The organism is Mycoplasma sp. 394, from assembly GCF_054353895.1.
The window spans coordinates 68,529-92,465 of record NZ_JBTHHL010000002.1 but is presented as its reverse complement, the minus strand read 5'-3'; the positions used below and the strand labels follow the sequence as shown (position 1 = coordinate 92,465).

Here is a 23,937-nt window from a genome sequence, read left to right as displayed (position 1 = left end):
AAAACTTGAAAAATGTTGAATATTAATTTTTAGGTATCACTTCTCCGTATAAATTTATGCTTTCACGAAATGAAGCACTATTTTGATTTGTTTTAGTAAAATTTGTTGGCTGTAATACATTCGCATTATATATAATAGCAATTTGCTCAGTTGCTCCACCTTGAAAAAAAGCATATTTTGTGTCCTGTCACAATGTTTGTTCACGGGGTTGTAAAATTAATTTATAATTACCTCCATTTTTATTTAACTCATCTAAGATGTAGTTAACCGAATTTCCTTGTTTATCGTTTATTTCAGTTAAACCTATAACATCAAAACCAACTTTTTTAATCAAGGTGGCAATAGCATCTATTTTAAAGTCAGCAGTACTTTTGTAATCAGTAGTTTTTTTACCATAATTTTCGATATTTCAGTGTGCTATTCTTATAGTATTTGCTGGTTTTGGATAATTTGAATCAGTTGATTTTGCTGTATTTACTGTAATATTTTTTACTTTTACATCTGTAAAAACAGGTGCATGATCAGAAATTCTATATCTTATATTTCAATTAAAATTTTTGTCTTTATCATAACCTGCGTATTGATTAGTATTTTTTATATATTCTTTAAATGCTTTATAAGTGTCAACTTTAAATTTTAAATTAGCATCATCAGATGTTGTAATAGTATCATAATATGAATCTTCGCCGTTTAAATAATACATTTTATCATACGGATTTGCATAACCACTTTTTGTGTTTAAAGATGTGTATCAATCCGGGTTTTTTGGTGAATCTGAAACAAGTACTCGATGAACATCAGATGAGAAATATTTATCTACTTTAAAGTTGGATGAATCAATATTTGTATCTCCTCCAAAAATTACAAGTGATTCATTGTTGCTATCTAAGTTTTTATAATAATTCAATAACTGCGGGATAGCAACAAATTCAGAAAATTCTTGAGCTCCGTTCTTTTTAACTACCAAATTGTTAAAACGACTTTTATATAATTCTGATGTTGTTTTAACAAACGATTCGCTATATTTGCTAGAGTTTTTAAGTTTCGCTCCAGGTGAATCAAGGTGATCAAAAACAGTTATTATCGGTGGCATTTGGGTGTTATTTTTTATTTCAAACTTTACTCCAAACGGTGGTCTTACAAAAACAGTTTGATTTTTATCTAATTTAGTGCTACTAGTATTTAAGTTTCTTTGTGAGTTATCAGAATAATCATCTTTTGAATCTGTTGTTAATGTAAATGTTTGACTTTCTTCTTGATTTGTTCTTTTGTTAAAGTAAGTTACTGTAAAGGTTTTTTTATCTTTATCTAATGATGTTGCAAAATATTTTGAATCATTTTGATCACCAGCAATGTTTGTTTGATCAAAACCTTTATTAAAATTCAATATTTGGTTGCTTGATTCGTTTGATTGTCCAAAAAAACCTAAGAAATTACCTTTATACAAATAAAGTTTATGTTTATATTTTGAACCTTGTGATTTATCATATTTTTCTGCTATTTTGTTAAATTCTTTGACATTTAAAACAAACACTCCACTTGTTTGTTCTGGATTCTTATTATCTTTTTGCTTATTAGGAGTTTGTTGTTTTGAATTATCGACTGGATTATTTTCATCATCACTATCAAGGTTAATAACTTGAGTCTCTATTTTATCTGGATTATTTTTATTTTTATATGTTATGGTAATTTTTTCGGTATCTGTATCTCAATTCATCTTAAAATGAGTTGGTTTTGATGCATCTGAACCAATTATATATTTAGCATAATCATCTTTATTAAAAGTAATATAATCTCCTAAGTCTTCGTTGTGCTTATCAAAGCTAAAACTACCATCTGAATATACTAAATTCGGAAGTTGTTTATTATCAGAAGTTAAATCATCTAACATATTCATAAATTCATCAGCATTATCAGAATAAACTTTAAAAGGCTCGCTGATAGTTTGTAATTGCTCTGATTTATTAATTTGCTCTTGTTTCAACGAATCAGGTGTATCAACTTGTTGACCATTTTCAATATTAAAACTTGATCAATAAATATCATTTGAAATAATTGGTTCTTGTTTAGGTATATATTGTGCAATTTTATAAGAAAATGCAATAACATTACCTTTTATCACATAATATATTTGTCCATTGATAAATGTTTTAGTTCCATTATTTGTTGTTGGTTCATTTGCATTTGCAGGCTGATATTCTGAATCGGTTTTTAAACTAAAAACATCAAAAATTGAATCACTGCCTAGTTCTTTCACTTTCAAATATTTTGTTTCAACTGGTTGTTTAACTAATTTTCTTGTTTCGTAGTTATAAAAAAGTTTTTCATTCTTTGAAATTAATTCTTTAAGATTATCAACTGAGACGAGTTTAAAAAGATTGTTTGCATTATCTTTTGCCCATTTATCAATAGGTTTTGTATCTTCTTGTTTTTGTTGATTATTATTCTCTCCAAATTGATCTGTTTTTTCAGGTGACTCCTCCTTTTTTTCATCTTCTGATAGTTTACCATCTTCTGGATTGTTAGTAGGTTTAGTTGGATTAGATTGCTGTGGTGTATTTTTAATCGGATTAGTTTCACTTGGATTTGTTGAAGTAGAGGGTTTTGATTGCTCTTTTGGATTTATAACAGGTGATGTACTACCTTTATTAGGATTTTTATCTTTATTAGGTGTGGATTTATCAAATCCATCGCTTTTTTGAGTGCTATTTTCACCATTGCAAGCGACAGCAACTACAACCGATGTAGAAGCTAAAATAACAGCAGAAAATCATCATTTTTTATACTTTGACATTACAACTCCTTTATCATAATAATTATAAATTTTTATAACTAAAACTTTAACAAATCACATCACTTTTTGCAAAAATTGTATTTTTGATAACATAGTTTTCATTTATATGGAATAAAATTCCCATTTATAAGATTTTTAATGACAAATCACTGCTTTTTTGTTTTATCTATTACATTTATAAAACAAAAATTGCAAAAATTTCAATAAAGTAACTAATAAATTTATAAATACAATTTATTATAGTAATATTTAAATATAGGAGAAAAATGTCTAAATTAATATGTCCAATCCGAGGTCAATTAAATATCAATGAAAAAGCAAAAGATGGTAAAACATCAACTGAAGAAAAATTAAGAATTGATTTAATAAACATATTGCTTTCAAAAAATTATAACAAAGATGCTATATACTTAGAAGAAAAAATGCAAGTAGGTAGCAAAGGTTCACATCCAAAACTAATTGATTTAGCGATTAAGGATGGTGATTCATATTTATTAGTAGCAGAAGTTAAAAGAGATGATATCAGTGAAAAAGAAATAAAAGAAGCAATCTTATATCAGTTGCAAACTGCAATAAATTTAAAGAAAGCCAAATACGGTATTTTTTATAATGGTAGTCATCAAAAACTTTTTTATAAAGGCAATGAATACAATTTATCAATGCTACCTAATTATGGCGAAGAGTTTAAAACTGCTTTATTTAAATTTGATGAATTAGTCCCAATACAAAATGCAAAAGTGTTATTTGATGAGTTAGATTTGATTATTCATTCACTTGGTTATGGAAAAAATGAACGATATAAAGGTCTTTTTCAGGTGATATTAGCGAAATATTATGATGAACAATTTCATAAACATGATTTAAAATTTACTGCATTAACTACAAATATTGCAGTATTTGAAAAATTATGAGCAGATGCATATGATTATTATCAAAGAAATTTTGTGCAAGGACAGCAAGTACAAAAAGAACTTATTTTTAAATATGATGACTTGCAAAAAGTAATAAAACTTTTACAACCATATTCATTTATTAAAAGTAAATCCAGCGTACCACAAGATTTCTTTATGAAGTTTAGTTCAAAAATTTTAGATAAAATTAATATGGCACAATATTATACACCTGTTGCTATAATTGATTTTATAGTTAATATTTTAGATATTAAACCTTATCAAGCTGTCATTGATCCAGCTGGTGGTAGTGCAGATTTTTTAACTGGGGTTATCCAAAAATACAAAAATAATCCAGATTATAAAGATATGAAAGACAATTTATATTATTGAGATATTTCAAAAGATGCTTGTTCTGTTGCATTCTTTAATATGGTATTAAACGGTGATGGTAGAACTAAAATTCATCAAATCGATAGCATTGCAAATTGAAATAAAAATAACAGCTTTTTTGATTTTGTCATTACAAATCCACCTTTTGGTAGCAAAGTTAAATTTATGGGGAATCAAAGTATTCTAAAACATTACAAACTTAATGAACATTGTAACGGACAATTAGGGGTTTTATTTATCGAAAGAGCAATGAAACTGCTTAAGGAGAATGGAATTTTAGCAATTGTGCTGCCTAGTGGTTATTTAAATAATCAACAACAAAGATATATCAGAAAATACTTAATTGATAATTTTCATATTTTAGCAGATATCTCTTTTCCAGAAGGGGTATTTAAGGGTGCTGAAACAGGAGTAAAAACTGATGTATTATTTGTAAAGAAAACTAAACGAATACACAATTATAAAATTTTTACAGATGTAGTCAAAAACATCGGTTTTGACTTTAATACAAAAAATTTACCTCCTATTTATAAAATAAATGAAGAAAATGGTGAAATTCTAAAAGATGCGAATAATGAAGCAATTTTAAACACTGATTTACCTGAAATTCTAAAAAGAATGCAGCAGTTTGCTTATGATGAAAAAATCATTGGATTGTCACAGGTTAATCACTCGATAAATTACGGATATACCTATATGCAAGACTTAGACAGTTCATTAAAGTTAAAACCAGAATTATCAAACACAAAAATTTCTTTAATTTTAAATGATAAAAGTTTATATTCTCTTCGAGAATATAAACAAAATAATCAAAACGGATTAATTATTGAAAAAAAGACAAAAAACTTTGAAAAATCAATTATAAAAAGCAAAATTTATTCATACATCCCGATTGCTCAAACACATAGCAAAGGTTTATATACACTTTCAAACAAGCTACGTGGATGACAAATTCAAAATATTTCAAGAGCGAAGCAAATAGGTCACAAAGACAGCATTTATTTACCTTATTTATATGGTTCATATGATAAATTCTTTTATTTTAATTTGGATAATTCAGATGTCATTATCTCAAATGGTTTTTATCGAATTTATATCAATGACGAAAAGGTAAGGTATTCATTTTTTAAATTTTTATTTGATCAAAGTTATCAAATCCAATTTCAAGCTTTTGCTACTGGTCACATTCAAACCAATATTATCGAAGAACGGATATTAGACTTTCGTTTTAAATTACTTGATAAAGAAGAAATCAACAAAGTAAAACAAATGATAAAAGTATTCGATGAATGCATTAAAGTACGTGGATAACACTGCATCATAGGAATAAAAATAAACTAGCATTAGCTAGTTTGTTTTCTTCTTCTGTGTCTTAAAACAACAAGGATGATAATTCAAATAAGTCCTAAGGTCAAAATACTTGCAAGGGGGATATATGGTTTTAGTTTTGCTGAAACAATTGATTGAGAATCAATCAATGAATCTAGTTTGCTATTAATTAACTCATAACCATTTAAATTATCATTGGAATTAAATTGTTCTTTTAATGCTGCTACTTCATTTGTTGGTTTAAGTCTATCAAACTTGCTTTCTATTAAAGTTTGTAAGTATGATTTACGTTGTGTTTCTGTTTGATATGCATTATTTGCATATGAGAGTTTTTCTCTTAATGTATTTAAATCATTTGCATCGTATTTTACTGAATTTAATTCAGAAATATGAGTAACTGCTTGTAATCTTGCAGCAACATCTTCTAATGCTTTATTTAAAACTGATTTTTCACTTGCTTCTTGTTTTAAGGTTTCTAAGACATCATCATATAACTTTTGGTATGAATCTAAATAAGATGTTGAATCCAGTTTATCTGTATATGTATCAATGTTTTTGTGATCACTTAACTTACTAATACTTTCTTCGATTTTAGAACGATATTCATTTTTTAATTTATCTTCTGATGCTTTTGCTTGAACTACTTCATTTTTATATTTTCTTAAATCGATAACATTTTTAATTTCTACATATTCATTATTATCATATTTAACAATATTTTGCGGTTGCTCAAGTTGTTTAACAGTTGATTTTATTTGATTTGTTAATGAAATTATTTCATCGGATTCGATGCTTAGAGCGATGTTAAGCAAACGATATAAAGCTTCATAGTCATTTAAATTCTCGATTTTATTATATAAACTTGTATATGTTTTAATATATGCAGGTGTAGTAAGTTTTTTTAGCATATTTGGGATTAATTCTTTTAACGATTCTTTACGTTCTGATTCGGATGTATATGCATCTGTAACATCTGCTAAGAATACTCTTAATTTTGGTATGCTGTTTGCTTTCAAAAGACTTACTTCATTATATAAACTGATGTGATCAAGGTTTTCTAAAAGTGGCATATAGTTATGAATCTGAGTTTGTAATTTTGTCTTTTCAACCGATTCTTTGCTTAATATTTCATCTAATTTATCATTTAAAGCGATTAAAGAATTTAAATTTGTTGTTTTATAAAACTTATCAGAATATATTTTGATGTTTTTTGGTTCTTCTAATAAAGCAACCTTAGCAGCAATTTGTTTTCTTAGATTTTCCTTTTGCACATCTTCACTATGTTTTGCTGCTGCAACTTTTGCTTTATAAACTCTTAGATCTTCTAGATTATCGATGTTAGCGAAATTCTTGGTATTATAGGTAAAAATATGCTCAAAGTCTTCTAATGAATTTAATAAATCACTGATTTGTTCTTTTAACAAACGAACTTCACTGTGTTCAGAATCATATACTTCAGAAATTTTTGCATACAATGCTTCATAGTAGTTAAGTTGATTGATTTGGTTGCTGTGATGGTATTTTTTGTTATATAAAATAATGTTATAGTTATCTTCTAAACCTCTTAGTTTATTTTCAATTAAGGTTTTTAATTCTGTTTTTCGTTGTTTTTCACTTTGTAAAGCATTAGAGGTATCTGTATAATACTCTCTTAAATCATTTAAATTAGTTAGTTTCAATAAATTGTTTTCATTATAAACAACTATATGATTAAAGTCTTCTAATTGTGGATATAATGATGTAATTTTAATTCGTAATTGCTCTCTTTCTTGTTCTTCTTGTTTTAAAACATCAGAAAGTTTAGCACTAAGTGGAGTGTAATTTATGAGTAAATCGCTGTTTTGCGAATTAGCATATTTTTCTGTATATGTTTGTATATTTTGCGAATCTTCTAGCTTTGCTAATTGTGAATCAATCTGTGCTTTAATTCTTGCTTTTTCTGCTGCTTCCTGTGCAAGTGCTATATTTAATTCATCTAAGAAATTTTGTAAATCTCTCTTACTGGTAGTTGTAAACAATCGTTTAGCATTTAATTTAATAATATGCTGCGCTTCTTCTAAGTGTGGTAATTTTTCTTTAATTTCTTCACGGATGTTAAACTTAATTGTATCTTCGTTGATAACATCAACTAATGCATCATTAAGAGCATGCAACGAATCAATATGTGTATTTTGATTTAATTTATGAGCTCATTTGATAAAGGTGTCAAAATCGTGCAATTTAGCAATTTTGTCTGCTGTTTGTCCAAATAACTTGCTAAATTCACTTTCTTCAACTGCTGATTCAGCATCAATTTTGGTTTTAAACGATCTTAAATCATTTAATTCCTTAGAGTTTTTAATGCTGCGATATTCAGTGTTTAATGTAGCAATTTGATCAAATAATCTTAACTTACTTAATACAGTTTCAATGTGATCTTGAAGTTTTTGTTTTTCATGTGTTTCTTCAGCATACATATTATCTGTTTCTTTTAATAATTCACGAAGTTGGGTTAAAGTGGTAGCAGTTTGCAATTTATCTTTAACTTTCTTGATATTACCTTGATCTTGCAATTTTGCTAAAATCTCATTAATTTTTGCTTTTAACTGTTTTCTTTCAGTCTCTTCAGTTTTTAATGCTTGATCTATTTTATAATCTAAACCAAAATAACTATTTAAATTAGGATTTTTTTCAACTTTTGTATTTAAATCATTGAAGCTCTTGATATTATCAGGATCTTCTAATTTTGTTAAATTAGTCTTTATGTTATTTTTATATTTTTCTTTTTCTGAATTCTCCTTAGTTTGAGCTGCTGTTACTTTATTTAATAATTGTTGTAAGTTGCTTTGTCCGTTTGTTCGCGATAAAACATCCATATTATATTTACTAATATGATTAAAGTCTTCTAGTGATTCAACAATCTTTTTGATTTTTTCTCTTAAATCATATTCTTTTTGATCTTCTGTTTTAGCATTATCTACTTGAGTTTTCAATGCTCTTAAAGCATTTAACTCAGTTGTATTCTTACGTTTTAATGCTAAATTAATCACATTATTAAAATCATAGAATTTTAACAACTCGTCTATTATTTCCTTGTGTAACTTATCCTTTTCTTCATCTTCTTTTTTAATTAAATTTTGTGCTTCGTTATTTAATTCACGCAATTTATTTAAATCAGATGTAACATTGGGTTTTTTGGTTGTTATAGTCGTTTTATGAGTTGCATCTTCGAGTTGATTAGCAAGTGTATCAATATTATTTGATAACTGCTGACGCATTTGTTCTTCTTGTTGCAATGCTTGATCAAGGTCAGTTTTTAATGCTCTAAAATCATTTAAATTATTGGTTTTCTTAGCATAATCAAATTGGTGTTTATAAGTATCTAAATTGTTTTTATCTTGTAATTTCTTTATATTTTCTTCTATTTCTTTTTTAAGAGCTTCTTTTTGTGCTGCTTCTTCTTTTATTTCCTGTTTAACTTGATCTAAGAGTATTTTCAAACTAGTTGAATTTTTATATTCGTTTAATTGATCATAAATGCTATTTATAGTATTTTGATCATTAAGTTTTGGAACTTCAATTGTTTTAATTTCAGAAATTAAGTGTTGTTGTAATGTTTCTTCAGCAAATTGTGCATAAACTTCTTTGTCTAAATTACGCAATTCAACAAGTTTTTTAGCAGAATCCATTTTAGCTTTCAACTTTTGCTTTTCTGTTGCATTTGTTAATTTATCATAATCTTCTTTAATCTTTGCTTTTAGCCGCTCTTTTTCTTGTTCTTCTTTTGCAACTTGTGATTTAACATTAACAAATAACTCATCGAGATCTTTTGGCTGTGTAGTTTTAATAAAATCATCACTTAACAATGAACGATTAATCGGGTCCTCAAGTTTTTTTGCCTCTTCTAGTGCTTTTGCACGCACCGATTCAAGTCGTTCTTCTTCTGCCTTAACTGCATCAATATGTTTGCTTAGTTTTTCTAATTCAGCAATGGTGTTTGAATTTGCTAATGATGCACGATTTGATAATTGATTATCAGGATACATTAAATGATTAATTTTATCTTTTATTTCTTGCTTTAATTGTTCTTTTTTAGCGTGTTCTTGATCTAAAAGTTCTTGTGCTCTTTCTCTTAAAACACGCATGTGTGGAAGTTTTGTATCAGTTGTTTTTTTGTTTTCTATTTCTTGACGGTTATTATCTAATTCTAACTTGTTATATAACTGATCAATTTGGTTTGTTAATGAATTCTTTTCGAATGTCTCATCTTTTATTCTTTGTTCAGTAGCACTTTTGGTTTCTCTTAATTTAATTAAATTATTAGATGTGTTTGCTAAATCAGTATCAACTTGATTTTGATTTTCAGGATCTTCAAGTTGATTTTTAAGTTTAGCAATCTCTGCTCTCAATTCAGATTTTTCTTGTGTTTCTTTATTTATTAGAAGTTGTGCTTGATTTTTAGCATTATTAAGTTGTTCAATTGTGCTATTTTGATTATACATATTATTAACTTGTAATTGATGCTCTGATAAATCAAGTTGCGATACACTTTGCTCTATTTCGCTACGAAGTTGTGCTTTTTCGGCATTTTCAGCATCTAAGCGAGCTTGTACCTGAGGTAAAAAATCGCGATAATCATTTAAATTCTTGCTTGATAAATTATTTAAAAACTCATTAACAAAGCTTTGATTTTCAGATTTCTCTAATTTTGAAAGAATGCTTCTTATTTTATTTTCAGTGTCTTGTTTTTCTTGTTTTTCTGCTGCTATTTGATCATTCATCTCTGCTTCTAATGCATAAACTGAGTTAACATTTAAATTCTTGGTATTATATAAATTCTTAAGTTTTTGCAACTTAGCATCTAAATAAGAATGTTTATTTACATCTTGAATTTGTGCTAGTAAGTTAGGAAGTTTTGTAGAAGTGTATGTGGCACGAGCATTTTCTTCGCTATCCACTGCAGCTTGAACTTTTATTTTTAATTGATCAAGTCCGACTTTTTGAGTTGCTGCTAATAACTTGTCATTATATTTGACAACATTATTATAATCTTGAAGCGAATTAAGTAGTTGTGTAATATCATAACGTTTTTGATCTTCATCTGCAATTTCAATTAATTGGTTATTAAATTCTTCGAGTTTTAATAAATCAGTTATCGGATGATATTTTGATTCTTGCTCATCAGCAATCTTTCGATTATGCATATTAGCAAGCAGTTTTTTAATATTATTATTTGCTTGATCGCGACGATGTATTTCGGAAGCTTTCGCTTCTTGTGCTTGCTGTAAAATACTTTCAATTGTTGATCTGCCGCGTAGATCATCGATTGCTTTATTTTGATATTTGCTTTGATTTTTGTTTGTCGGATCTTCTAAAGTCGCTACAACTTGCTTAATTTGTGCTTTTAAAGCGAGTTCTTCAGCTTCAGTTGCAACAGCAGAATTTACATCATTTAATAAAGTTTGTAAATTAGCAATGCTGCTAGTGGTATTAAGTTTATTTTGAAAATTACTTTGATTTTCTGGGTAAGTTAATTTAGTGATTGCATTAAGAATTTGTTTCTTTAAATCGAATTTTAGATTATCTTCTTCTTGTTTAAAGTTATTTATCTTAGTTTTAAGTGTTTCTAAAGAATTAATAGTATGTGATGAATTTAAATCATTATCAACTTCTTGGATATGGTTTGTTTGCTCTAATTTAGATTTAATTGCTTGAATTTGATTAGTTAAAAGTGCTTTTTGTAGATTTTCATTATTTAAAAATCCTTGTGCTTTGTTTTTTAATGCAGTTAACTGAGCAACAGATAAATCAGCATTATTCAATTCATTTTGAACATCTGATTTATGATTTTGTAATTCTAATAATGCAAGTGTTGAATTAATTTGGTTTCTTAATTCAGTTTTTTCTGTATTAACTAAATTTTCTGCTTGTGTTTTCAAGTTTTCAAGAGCATTAATTTGAGAAGTAGATGATAAATTATTTCTAATTAATTCCTTGTTTGAATCTTTTCCTAATTGATCAATTAAAACATTAATATCATTTTTTAATTGTTGAGTTTGTTGCTCTTCGTCACGAAGATATTGTTCAGCAGTTTGTTTTAGTGTTTCTAATGTAGGAATAGTTGCATTTTGTCTTTGATTAGTAATAGGATTGATATGATTATCAAGTTGTAATCTTGAAACTAAATTATCTAATTCAGTATTTAATGCTACTTTTTTAGCATCTTCTTGTGCTTTTAGATTATCAGCTTGTATTTTTAAACTTTGCAATTGTGCAATTGTTTGTGAAGTAGGTAAAGAATTATTAATGGTATCTTGGTTATTTTGAATTTCCAATAAACCTGCTGTATGAGTTATATCTGAACGAAGTTGAGCTTTTTGATTATCTTCACTAGTTTTAAATTCATTAGCTTTTTGTAATAATTGCTCTAGTGCTGCAACAGTATCTGAACTAGTTAAGCCTGTATTAATTTCATTTTTATGAGTTTCTAGTTCTAAATTTGTTAAAACAGCATTAATTTGTGCTTTTAGCTTTTCTTTTTGTTCTTGTTCAATAGTTTCTTGAATTTTCTTTTCTAATCCGATAAAGAAGTTAAGGTTATCAGTGGTTTTTAACTTATTAAATTTATCAGTATATAAAGTAATGTTTTCTTGTTTGGTAAGTTGTATAATTTTTTCATCTATTTGAACTTTTAACTCTTGTTTTAAATGACTTTCATTATTTACAGCAGCAGATGAATTAGTATACATTTTTTCAAGTGCCGACACACCACGAGTTTTCTTTAAGGTTTTTTCATTATATAAAATTAAATTTGAAAAATCTTCTAGGTTAGTAATATTTTGTCTGATTAAAGTTCTTAAATTATTTTCTTGTTCATCGATTTGTTTTTGCTGCTCTACTTTGGTTTTCAAAGAGCGAAGTTGCACTAAATTAGTTGTTGTTTTTAATTCTTCTGATAATGGTTTTGAGTTTTCGCTATCATAAAAATGACTTAAAAGATCTTTTATTTGTGTTTGTAAATCAGTTTTTTCTCTCTGTTCTTGAGCTAACATCTCATCAGATTGAGTTTTAAGATGCTGTAGACTATATAATAAAGTTGTTTTAGGTAATTTTTCAGTTAATGTATTAATATGTTCAGGATCTTCAAATAATGTTTTATTATGTTCAATTTGTTGTTTTAGTTGTGTCTTCTGATTATTTTCTCTTGTATATTGAGCATTAATTTCATTATATAAAGATTGTAAGACATTTGTATCTGCAAATTCATCAAATTTATTATGTAACTTAACTAACTCAGGGATATCTTCTAATTTTGCCAATTCTTCTTTAATCTTCTTTATCAATTCATTTTGTTTATTCAAATCAGTTAATCAAGTTTGTTTTATTAATGCTGCTTTTTTATTTAAAATATCACGATAAAATGCATCAACTTGGTGTTGACTTAGATTTTCTGGGTGTGTAATTTGACTTTGCACACTTGATATTTTATTTTCATATTCTTGATATGATTCAGATGTATATACAATCGGGTTATTTAATGCTTTATTGGTAATTTCGTGTTGCACTAAAGTAAGATCAACCTTTTTATTATAGTGATCTCTTGCATAAATTAATGCATCTTTAATAGCATCTAAACTTGCTTGTGTATATGATTGATCTTTACTTTGATTTGCTTCGGTAATTTGTTTTAAAGCATTAGTAGCAGTAGTTTTTCAATGTAAAAATTCATTTCTAGATGCTTCAGTTCATAAATTATAATCACTCGGATCAACTTTATTAACTTCATTTTGTAAAGCTGTTTTATCTGTAGATACCGATGCAACTTGCACTGGATCAAAGTCATAAACTTCTAGTATCTTAGGTCTTTTAGTTTCTCAAGCAATTTTAATTTGCACAACTTTTTGATTTTGAGGTAGGATAAATTCATTAAGGTTGTTAGTTAATGTTCCTAAGAGATGGAAGGTGTTTGTTTCATTTTCTTTACGATAATATACCTTTGCAAGCGAATTGCTTTCAATGGTTAAAATACGTAAATGTTTATTAATAAGTGACTTATCATCGATGGTATAAATTAATTCACCGTTTTCTTGTTTTGGTTGATAATAAGTACTTAAATCCTTATCATGAAGAAAATCTAATTTACTATCATCGGTTGGTTCATATTTAGTTCCTAAAAAATAGTTACTAGTATAGTTAGGTTGTTGGATTTTATTATGATTTACGACTATTTCATTGATTTTAAGTTTTTTATTGCTTGGATAATTAGCTTTTATTAAAATCTTGATATATCTAGCTTTTTGATTTGAAATCGAATCGTTTCCTCAATATTTAAACCCTGGATAACGATGGTCATTGATAAGTTTAGGATTCACAGCATATTTAGAATCGTAAGAACCAGTAGCGACATTTTTTAATATTGTTGTTGAATCAGCATCGGTAGTAGTATCTCCAATACTAAAAACAGTGTGTCAAGAACTTTTATCAGATGAAACTTGCACATCCATATCCCTTGGATAATCAGATGTATCATCTTGAGTATATAAACGTAGAGATTTTATGTCTGTTTGACGCCCTAAATCGTAAATAATATAATTATTTGCATTAATATTTGGACCAAATTGATCGTATGTAAAAACCGAACCATCTAGTTCATTATTTCGTTCTGTTTGTGGATTTTGTGTGATATCTGTTGAATCAAATTTTGGATTTAAAGCAAGGTTTTCTACTGTAACAGTTATCTTTTTAAAACTTAAAGTTAAATCCGAACTTCCTGAGTTAAATAAAGCAATATAGCGGGCTTTAGTGTTTGCAGCAATAGTATCTGATGCAGCATCAACTCATTCATAACCATTATCAGAATATTGTAATTTTAATGCATTAGAATTAGCGGTTGAATTGTCATATTCTTTATTAAATGTCTGAATATTTTGAATTTTACTTAAATCTAAACCGATTCTCTCGTTTGCTTTTAAGGTAATATCTTGCTTTTCTTCAGGACTTTTTTGATGGTATAACTCAAATGTATCGTATCCATCATATTTAGCAAGCAAATCATTAACTGCTGCATTTTCACTATAAACATAATCAGTACTGTCTTGTTTATTTTCTGTGAATGCAATGGTATTAATATTAAATCCAAAATTTTCTGCTTTTAAGGTTCTTAAACGAAGTCCTGTAACGGTTCCAAAATTATCTGCTTTTGAAATATTAATTGTAATATCATCACCAGATAAATCATATGTTTTTCAAGGAATATAAACATTATTGATTTTCTTTTCTATACTTATTTGGCTGGTGCGATCTCCTGCTCCTGGATTTTGATCATTGACATATTTATATAACAGACGAATTGATTTAAGATTTTTTGGATTTGAAAAATTAATATCAAAACCATCATTTTGACTTAATGAACCACCTGTTGATGTCGCTATTAATCAAGCGAATGTGTGATCATCACCATCAAACATTAAATTAGGACCTTTATTATCGTGTATTAACAAACGATTAATATCAGCAGTAGTATAGTTGTATCTATCATTATTAGTTAAAAATACTCTTATTTCATCTATACGTCATCAATGCTGAACCTCTGATGTGTTTTTAATTCTAAAATCTTTTGCATGTGCATATCCTGTTACAACTGTTGAATTTTCACCTCATTTTAAATGAGTTGAACCAAATTGTTTTCATTGTCTGCTGGTATCTTTTTCATCTTCATCTTTATATTCGATGATTGCATCTTGTGGTAAATCAGTTGCAGAATCGAATGATTGGTTGATATAAATATGTGAAACTCATTGCTTTTTATCTAAACTAAAACCTACTGTAGCATCCCTTGGAATGTTTGCACCAACATTAACATCACTGCTTCCTTGTTTACCTTGAACCACCTTGGTAAATGCAGCACCTGTTGAATCTAAATCATCAAACATTTTATCAGTGCTTTTGTTTTGATAAACAAGATACATTAAATTAGTAGTATTATCAGCATTATAACTAACATGTGAATATCTTTCTCATGTTTTATTTGATGTTAATTCACCTGAATTAATAACGAATTCTTGTAAACGAACTCATTTTTGTCTAGGAGTAGTATCATTGTTTATTAATCTTACTTTTGTTACATTTGCTATATTTTGATTATTTAAAACAATCGGATTATATTGATTTGCAGATGTAACATTAACATTTCAACCATTTACATCGGTTCAACTGCTATTTGTAGATGTTTGATATTGAACTTTTGCATTTATAAAGTAATCTTTACGCAGTCCTAAATATTTCACTTGTAATGATTTAAGGGTGATTGGTTGATTAAATTCAACACCAAAATAATCATTTTGATGTAATTGTCCACTACTATTTTTTAAAATAACTTGATACGGGTTTCCTTTGTAAAAAACTGTGTCGGTTCCGCCTTTACCCAGACTATCTTGACGTTGCAAATTAGTTATAAATGTTTGTGTCAATTTTATAGGCGGGATAAAAAGTGATGATTCAATTCTTGGTTTCAATCAAGAAACTAATCAATCTAAAAATGGCATCAAATGTGAACTACCAACAATAGCATCATATGATTGTCCATTGTAGGTGATTTTATGAGTTGTTTTTAACTCATTAAGTAATTCTATTCCACGATTATAATAACTGATAAAGTCATTGCTGCTATTTTCCTGCTTTTTAATTACTGATAAAAGCAGCGCTTTTGCTGTTTGTGAAAGATTTATAAATGTATCAAGATAAACCGACATTTCCTTGTTAAATTCAGCATTTTGTGATGTTTTAAGAATACTTGCTGCTTTTTCAAAATCATGAAAATCTGTAATCAATGCTTCTGCTTTTATTTTATCAAAATGATTCGATGCTAAATTTGTTTTAAAAGCATCTATTTTAGTTTGGATTTCTTCAGACTCATCAATACTTGGATAATTACTAATATCTGGTTTTTTAATATGTTTAGCAAGTTTTAAGTATGATTGAGTTTCAATATCAAAAATATTGCTTTTATTAAGTGCGTTAGAAAATGCTGCTTGATAAATATTATTTATTTCAGTATCATTTCTTCAGATCTTTCATCCAAAATTCGCAGCAGCAAATGCAGCAATTTTTGATGCTTGTGCTTGTTGCATCGGATTAATTAATACACCTTGCAAGTTGTCTGCTGTTACATCAGTTCCAAAAAATTCTTTATATCCACCTAATATCAGTTGTGCAGGTGCATCTGAATTATTTGGTCAATTAACTCATGCAACAGGGGTTTTGTTGGTTGTAGTTTTAAATGTTGTTAAAGATGTATTATGAACCCCTGCATAAGTGCCAGTTGCTGAATTAATTATTTCAACTTCAGAAGTAAAATTAGCATAAGAGTTTGATGTTATAGTTGTATTTCTATTAGCAGGTGCATAAATTAAATTAGTACTTAAGTCACTCGTAATTTGTTGTTTTTCTTTTAATCAAGTAATTAAATCATTTAGTATTTTTGTTTCATAATGTACTTGTTGCGAAGTATTTTCAGAAAAGGGTTGGTTTTCTGCAAATAAACCAAATTTTCTTATCCCTGCTGTAATAAGTTGTTCAAATTTAGTTTTAATCTTTGATAAATTTTCATCGTAATTAGCAACTGTTATTTTATCATTTGAATCAAAAGGATCAAGCATATAAACTAAATTTATTTTAGTTTTCTTGGATTCTTGGATTAACTTTGAAAATTTATTTGTAAGTTCATCAGATGTATATTCTGTTTTTCATTGATCTCTTGTTTTTTGATCATCTTTATCAAAATATAGATATGAGTTAAGTTTATAATAACTACCTCATTTCATAAAATCTATTTTTGCATTCAAATCTCAAGGGGTTCCGTTATTATAGCTAAACACTCCACGAAGTTTTACATCTGAATAATCTTGAATATTAAATGTCTCGATTTGATCGCCATCAAGTTGATTAAGAATATGTCAAAAAGTTGTAGCACCGTAAAATGCTGCTGTGTTGTTTTTTGCTAACAAAGTAATGTAATTATGTTTTGAAGATAAAATATATGAATCATTACGTGATTTCAAAGATGCATTAAAATCAAGCCCTAATAAACTTGCTTTTTTATCAATATATGTATCGGTGTTGTCGGTTGTTCCAACTAAAATGTTTGTTTTACCATCACTATCTTCAAATGAATGACTTTCTGTAACAGTTAAATTTCTTATTTGTAAAGCTTCTTTAATTCTTGATTTAACTGCCTCATCAATTCCTTTTTCAAAAACTAAATTAACTTCTTTAGATAATAAATATTTTTTATTATCTGCATATGTTATAGATTTAACAGTCGGATAAATTTGATATATTTTATGATTGCTTGAATTATTTGGTTGTTGATTTGTTGCACTAGTAGCAGATATAGTTAATCCTACTGCCGCAGCAGCTGTTGCTGTTAAAACAAGTTTAGATTTCTTTAATCGCATTAATTACCTCTTTGTTAGATAATTAAAACACCAAAATTATTTTCTGGTTAAATTAAGGTGTTTAATTATTATCAAAATTTTCATTGTATATAATATGTAATATTATATAATAATTTAAATTCATAAGATACAATTTTTAATTTATTTATATAATAAGAACAAAAAAATTAATTTTTTATGAAAAAAATATCAACTTTTATCATAAAAACTAGTTAAATATTTTTGTATTTTTATACTTTTTTATAGATAAATAATTATTAAATTTCTTCATTTAAAAATAAGATTTTAAGCTAAGAAAATTTACAATATAATCAACTTTTTATTTAAAACATATAAAATATAATATTATTTCAGGAGAATGATGAAGCGATTTTTAAGCGGGATTAAACCAACAGGTAATTTAACATTAGGAAACTATATTGGTGCAATAAAAAATTTTATTAATCTACAAAATGAATTTCAATCACTCGTTTTTGTTGCGGATTTACATGCTTTAACAACCGGTAGAGTCGATCCAAAAGAACTACGACAAGCACGAAAAAGTATTATTGCGATGTATTTAGCATGTGGATTAAATGCTGATAAAACTATTATATTTTATCAATCGGATGTCTATGAACATACCTTATTGCAATGACTTTGTACTTCTGAAACCACAATTGGTGAACTATCTCGTATGACTCAATTTAAGGATAAATCACAAAAACTTAAACAAGGTAATGGTACTGAAAAAATCCCATCAGGACTTTTGATGTATCCTACATTAATGGCTGCTGATATTTTGCTTTATAACCCTGATTTAGTCCCTATTGGTGAAGATCAAACACAACATCTTGAATTAACACGCAAAATCGCTGATAGACTTAATAAAAACTATAAAATGGATTTTAAAATCCCTGATGCATATATCGCAAAAGTTGGTGCAAGGATTAAATCTTTAAGCAATCCAAATGTAAAAATGTCTAAATCTGAAAGTGAAAGTGACAAAGGTGTTATTTACTTGCTTGAAGATCCACAAAGCGCTTATAATAAAGTTATAAAAGCTGTAACTGACTCAGAAAACAAAGTATATATTTCTGAAGACAAACCTGGAATATTAAACTTATTAAACATCCATGCAGCATTAAATAATATTACTTTGCAAGAAAGTGCAAAAATGTTTGAAAATGCAAATTACAAAGAATTTAAATCTGCTGTGGCTTTAGATGTGAAAAATCTATTAATTAAAATTCAAACAAATTATCACGATGCTTTGATGAAAGTTGATTTAGTAGCAGAGCAAGGAGCAATTCAAGCTAAAGCAATAGCAAAATCAATCATAAACAAACTAATGCAAAATATGGGATTTAACGGAGAAAACGATGAAAGCAGATAAACATTTAAACCATACTACATCACATTTACTAGCAGCAGCAATTTTAAAATTATATCCAAATACTAAATTAGGTTTTGGTCCTGCAACTGATGAAGGTTTTTATTATGATTTTGAATTTTTAGAACCTTTTTCAGATACTCAATTAGCTAAAGTTGAAAAAATGATGAAAAAGATCGCAGCAAGAAATTTAATTATGCAGCAGGTATCTATTGATGAATATGATTTTGTAGATAAACCATATAAAAAAGAGTTATATAATGAATTAAAAGCAGCAGGAAAAGATATTACTTTTTATGCATTAAAGGACCCACAAAATAATGAAACTATTTTTGTGGATTTATGTGCTGGTGGACATATTGAAAATACTAAAAATATCAAACATTTTAAACTTTTAAACCTTGCTGGTGCATATTGAAGAGGTAATTCTGATAACATCCAGCTTACTAGAATTTATGGTACATCGTGAGAAAATGCTGAACAACTTAATAATTATTTAGCCCTTTTACAAGATCGCAAAGAAAGAGATCACCGTAAAATCGGTAAAGAATTAAAGTTGTTTATGTTTAATAAACTTGGTGGACAAGGATTACCATTTTGATTGGAAGATGGAATGTATATTCATAATGAAATAAGAAATTTAGTATTACAAAATGATCGAAAATATGGATTTACCGAAGTTTTAACACCACATTTTGGAGAAAAACAACTTTACCAAATTTCTGGTCATTTAGAACACTACAAAGATGATATGTTTAAACCTATTAATATGGATGAAAATGAGCAACTTATTGCTCGTCCGATGACTTGTCCACATCATATCATATGCTATAGCAGTGAAAAACGCTCATATCGCGATTTACCAATTCGTTATAGTGAACAATCACAACTTTATCGTTATGAAAAATCAGGTGCTTTAACAGGATTAGAAAGGGTTCGTGGAATGCTACTTACTGAAGGACATCTTTTTGTAAGAAAAGATCAAATAGCATCGGAATTTAAATCCATGTATTCACTGATTAAGGAAACATTACAAGCATTTAAAATCCAAATTAGTTATGTTTCTTTATCACTTCGTGATAAAACAGATACTCAAAAATATTATAATGATGATCAGATGTGAGACGAAGCAGAAGCACAATTACGCGACGTGCTTAATGATTTAGGTGTAAATTATGTCGAAAAAGTCGGTGAGGCTGCTTTTTATGGACCAAAAATGGATATTCAAATTTTTACAGCACTAGGACACGAAATAACAGTTTCTACCTTGCAGCTAGACTTCTTGCTACCACAACGTTTTGATATCACATTTATTAATTCAAACAATCAAGAAGAAAGACCTGTTTTAATTCACCGTGGTTTAATCGGAACCTATGAAAGATTTGTTGCTATTTTAATCGAGCAAACAAAAGGAGTTTTACCTTTTTGACTTGCACCTAAGCAAGTTACTGTAATCCCTGCAACAAACCATAATGATGACATTGAATATGCAAAAGATATAAATGATAAACTTTTTACTAACTTCATCAGATCAAAGGTAGATCTAAGAGATGAAAGATTAGCTAAAAAAGTACGTGAAGCACAAATGTCTAAATCCAAATTCCAAGTAATAGTAGGTGAAAAAGAAAGAATCACTAATCAAATTTCTTATCGTGCTTATGCAAGTGAACAAACTATTACAATAGGTTTAAAAGAATTTATGCAAATGCTTTTTAAACTAAAGGAAAACCGTGAATAAAAAAACTCGTAATTGATGAGTATTAGGTTTTAACATTTATTTTGTTGCAATAATTATTTTTATAGTTATTTTTAGTGGTAAAGTGGTTCCTTGAAGGATAATAACTAATTTTGTCGTTCCAGGATGAGCATTAATTGTGCTTTCTACATTGGTAACTATTTTTACCTTAATTCCTGTATTTTTACTTATTTTTTATAAAAAATATAAAGCATATCATTTTCAGTATTTAGTTATGGTTTTAGGTCTTTCTCTAACAATAGCATGAGTTCCAAGTGCTTATAATGAAAATAAGGATTTGCAGTGATCGTTATACCAATATGATACTATTCCTGTATTCTTTATTTATGTTTTATTTTACTTTTTAGCTTCTTATTATATAAATCCTAAAAACATTGAAAAACTTCGTAATAAATACTTGAATAAACAAAAGAAAACATCGTAATATTACGATGTTTTTAATCTGGGATATCACACCCATTAAATGGTTCAAAATCAAAATAAATCTTCTTTAATGCTTGTTTTTTATCAGTATCCTTTAATATATCAAATTCTTCTACTAGCACTAACAAATCTTTTGTTGAACCATCAACATAAGCAAGTCTAAAAATCTGTTTTGCTTGCTCTAGAATGTTTTCTGCTTGTGAATTTGCTTGATACTCAAAGGTAGCATCGAGTTCAAACAACTCTTTTATCTTTACGAATGCTTGTTCTCTTGTGAGATTTTTACCAATATAATTAAAGTCTTTCAAATAATAAAACATATAAAAAATGAAACGATATAACGGTTTTGAAAAACCTGCATTTGAACGGTAATTATTTCAAGTTACTTCGTGATAAACTGGATTATTTTTATCAACTTCGATAGCAAACACTTTTAAAAAAGCATTGTATACTGAAACAACATCCACAGAGCGGATTTGGATGACATCAATGTCATCTAAAATATCTTGATATGTATACATTATTCTCCTTTTTGCAGCTCAAACATCATATCTCGCAACTGAATAGCACGCTCATAATCTTGTTGCTTTGCTGCTGCTTCCATTTGTTTTCTTAATTCTTTAATCACATCATCTTTTTTAGCAAATTGATTTTCTTTGGTTTGTTTTTTCTTTCTTAAAATTAAATCTATTGCTCCTTGCATCCCATCAGCATAAATAGAAGGTGGTATTGCTTTTGTGATTGTTTTAGGAGCTATATTATGAATTTTATTATATTCAAGTTGTTTTTGTCTTTTTAATTTGTTGTCATCCAAAGTAATTTGGATTGCTTCGGTAATATTATCCGTATATAAAACAGCCTGTCCATTTGCATTCCGTGATGCGCGTCCGATAATTTGGATTAATGATGAGGCAGTTCGCATAAAACCTTGTGCACCAGCATCTAAAATTAAAACTTTTGATACTTCTGGAATATCAATTCCTTCACGTAGTAAGTTAATTCCGATTAAAACCTCGATTTGTCCGATACGTAATTTACGAATCAGTTCGTTTCGTTCAAAGGTATTGAATTCCGAATGAATATATGCCGCCTTTATACCAAGTGAAATAAGATATTCCGTAATCTTTTCTGAACTTTCTTTAGTAATAGTAATTACAACAGTTTTACCACCACTTTGTCGTTGCTGAATAATAGTATCATGAATGTCCTGAATTTGGTTTACGGTGGATTTAATCACCACCTCTGGGTCAGTTAAACCTGTTGGTCTAATAAACATCTTAGTTACATTATTTTGTGCCTTATTTAGCTCGTATTCAGCAGGAGTTGCTGAAATATAGATTTTAAAAAAATCAAAATTATTTTCAGTTTCTTCAAACTTCAAAGGGCGATTTTCTAATGCAGATGGAAGTCTAAAACCATAATCTACCAAGGTTTGCTTTCGCGAATGATCCCCTTTATACATTGCATTAAGTTGTGGAATAGACATATGCGATTCATCGATGAAAACCAACGATTCAGGGGGGAAATAATCTAAAAGTGTGTATGGTCGCTCACCAAAAGTTCTACCATCTAAATACATTGAATAATTTTCTATCCCTTTGCACATCTTAAATTCAGATAACTCATCTAAATCATTGCTAATTCTTTGATTCAGTCTTTGCGCTTCCAGCAGTTTGTTTTCTTTATAAAAGTCAGCAAGCCGTTGATGTAATTCAGAACGGATTTTAGGGATAATTTGATCATATATGCTATCATCGGTTGCATAAGCATCTCCGGGAACTAGCACAAAGATTTTCTTTTTTTCAATTACATGTTTATTTAAAGCATGAATAATAGCTATTTCTTCAATAATGTCATCAAAAAAACTAACTCGCACAGCAACTTCTTCATTATCTGATGGTCTGATGATAACTTCATCACCTTTAACAGAAAATTCACCAGGCTTTGCTTCAACATCGTTTCGGTTGTATAAAATTTTAATAAGTTTATAATTAAAATCTTTTTTGCTTATTTGCAATCCTACATAGAAACGATAAAAAGATTCACGGTATACATCTGGATTTAATGCACCATAAATTGCACTAACTGATGCTACTACAATCACATCTTTGCGAGTAATCAATGAGTTTATTGCACTCAATCGCATTACTTCAATTTGCTCATTTGTACGCGAATCTTTTTCTATATAAGTATCTGTATTAGGTTTGTAAGCTTCAGGTCTAAAGTAATCAAAATATGATATATAGTATTCAACAGCATTATCAGGAAAGAAGTTTTTTAATTCAGAATAAAGTTGACTAGCTAAGGTTTTATTGTGCGATAAAACTAAAACAGGTTTATCAAACTCTTTAATCACATTTGCTATTGTAAAGGTTTTTCCAGAACCAGTGACACCGTGAAGCACTTGATGTTTATGGTGCTTGTTTATGCCGTTCACAAGAAATGATATAGCCTGTGGTTGATCACCAGATGGTTGATACTGTGCATTTAATTTGAAGATACTCATATGATTTTATTATATCACATTTGCTAAAAACTATAATTAG

Annotated in this window: 8 protein-coding genes; 4 read left to right on the top strand and 4 right to left on the bottom strand. The window is 28.0% G+C overall.

Translation table 4 applies throughout. From position 1 onward, the window contains the following. Positions 1–22: 22 nt before the first annotated feature. A complete protein-coding gene (locus ACXYRQ_RS01065) occupies positions 23–2,794 on the bottom strand; it encodes an exonuclease/endonuclease/phosphatase family protein (protein WP_458614532.1) in 2,772 nt (923 codons plus the stop codon). 266 nt (positions 2,795–3,060) lie between these two features. On the opposite strand from ACXYRQ_RS01065, the gene ACXYRQ_RS01060 reads away from it, so the two are divergent. Continuing rightward, positions 3,061–5,388, top strand: coding sequence for an HsdM family class I SAM-dependent methyltransferase (locus ACXYRQ_RS01060; RefSeq protein ID WP_458614531.1), 2,328 nt, complete (start codon positions 3,061–3,063; stop codon positions 5,386–5,388). Positions 5,389–5,420: 32 nt separating this feature from the next. On the opposite strand, the gene ACXYRQ_RS01055 is transcribed toward ACXYRQ_RS01060, so the two are convergent. Then, positions 5,421–17,840: a beta-N-acetylglucosaminidase domain-containing protein gene (locus ACXYRQ_RS01055; protein WP_458614529.1), complete on the bottom strand. Its 12,420-nt coding sequence runs from the start codon at positions 17,838–17,840 to the stop codon at positions 5,421–5,423. 361 nt (positions 17,841–18,201) lie between these two features. On the opposite strand from ACXYRQ_RS01055, the gene trpS reads away from it, so the two are divergent. The 3 genes from trpS to ACXYRQ_RS01040 are packed head-to-tail and all read left to right on the top strand — an operon-like array spanning position 18,202 to position 21,392. After that, a complete protein-coding gene (gene trpS / locus ACXYRQ_RS01050; protein ID WP_458614528.1) occupies positions 18,202–19,215 on the top strand; it encodes a tryptophan--tRNA ligase in 1,014 nt (337 codons plus the stop codon). After that, positions 19,202–20,950 (top strand): threonine--tRNA ligase, encoded by a 1,749-nt coding sequence (thrS, locus tag ACXYRQ_RS01045; protein WP_458614527.1) that lies wholly within the window; start codon positions 19,202–19,204, stop codon positions 20,948–20,950. Before trpS ends, thrS begins: the two co-directional genes overlap by 14 nt. Next, positions 20,943–21,392, top strand: a complete 450-nt coding sequence (locus ACXYRQ_RS01040; protein WP_458597440.1) for a hypothetical protein — start codon at positions 20,943–20,945, stop codon at positions 21,390–21,392. Before thrS ends, ACXYRQ_RS01040 begins: the two co-directional genes overlap by 8 nt. 13 nt (positions 21,393–21,405) lie before the next feature. Here the strand turns inward: ACXYRQ_RS01040 and ACXYRQ_RS01035 are convergent, their stop codons facing one another. Beyond that, positions 21,406–21,912, bottom strand: coding sequence for a hypothetical protein (locus ACXYRQ_RS01035; protein WP_458607237.1), 507 nt, complete (start codon positions 21,910–21,912; stop codon positions 21,406–21,408). Then, complete coding sequence (gene uvrB / locus ACXYRQ_RS01030; RefSeq protein ID WP_458614526.1) at positions 21,912–23,897, bottom strand: excinuclease ABC subunit UvrB; 1,986 nt, start codon at positions 23,895–23,897, stop codon at positions 21,912–21,914. The genes ACXYRQ_RS01035 and uvrB overlap by 1 nt, the downstream gene beginning before the upstream one ends. Positions 23,898–23,937 lie beyond the last annotated feature (40 nt).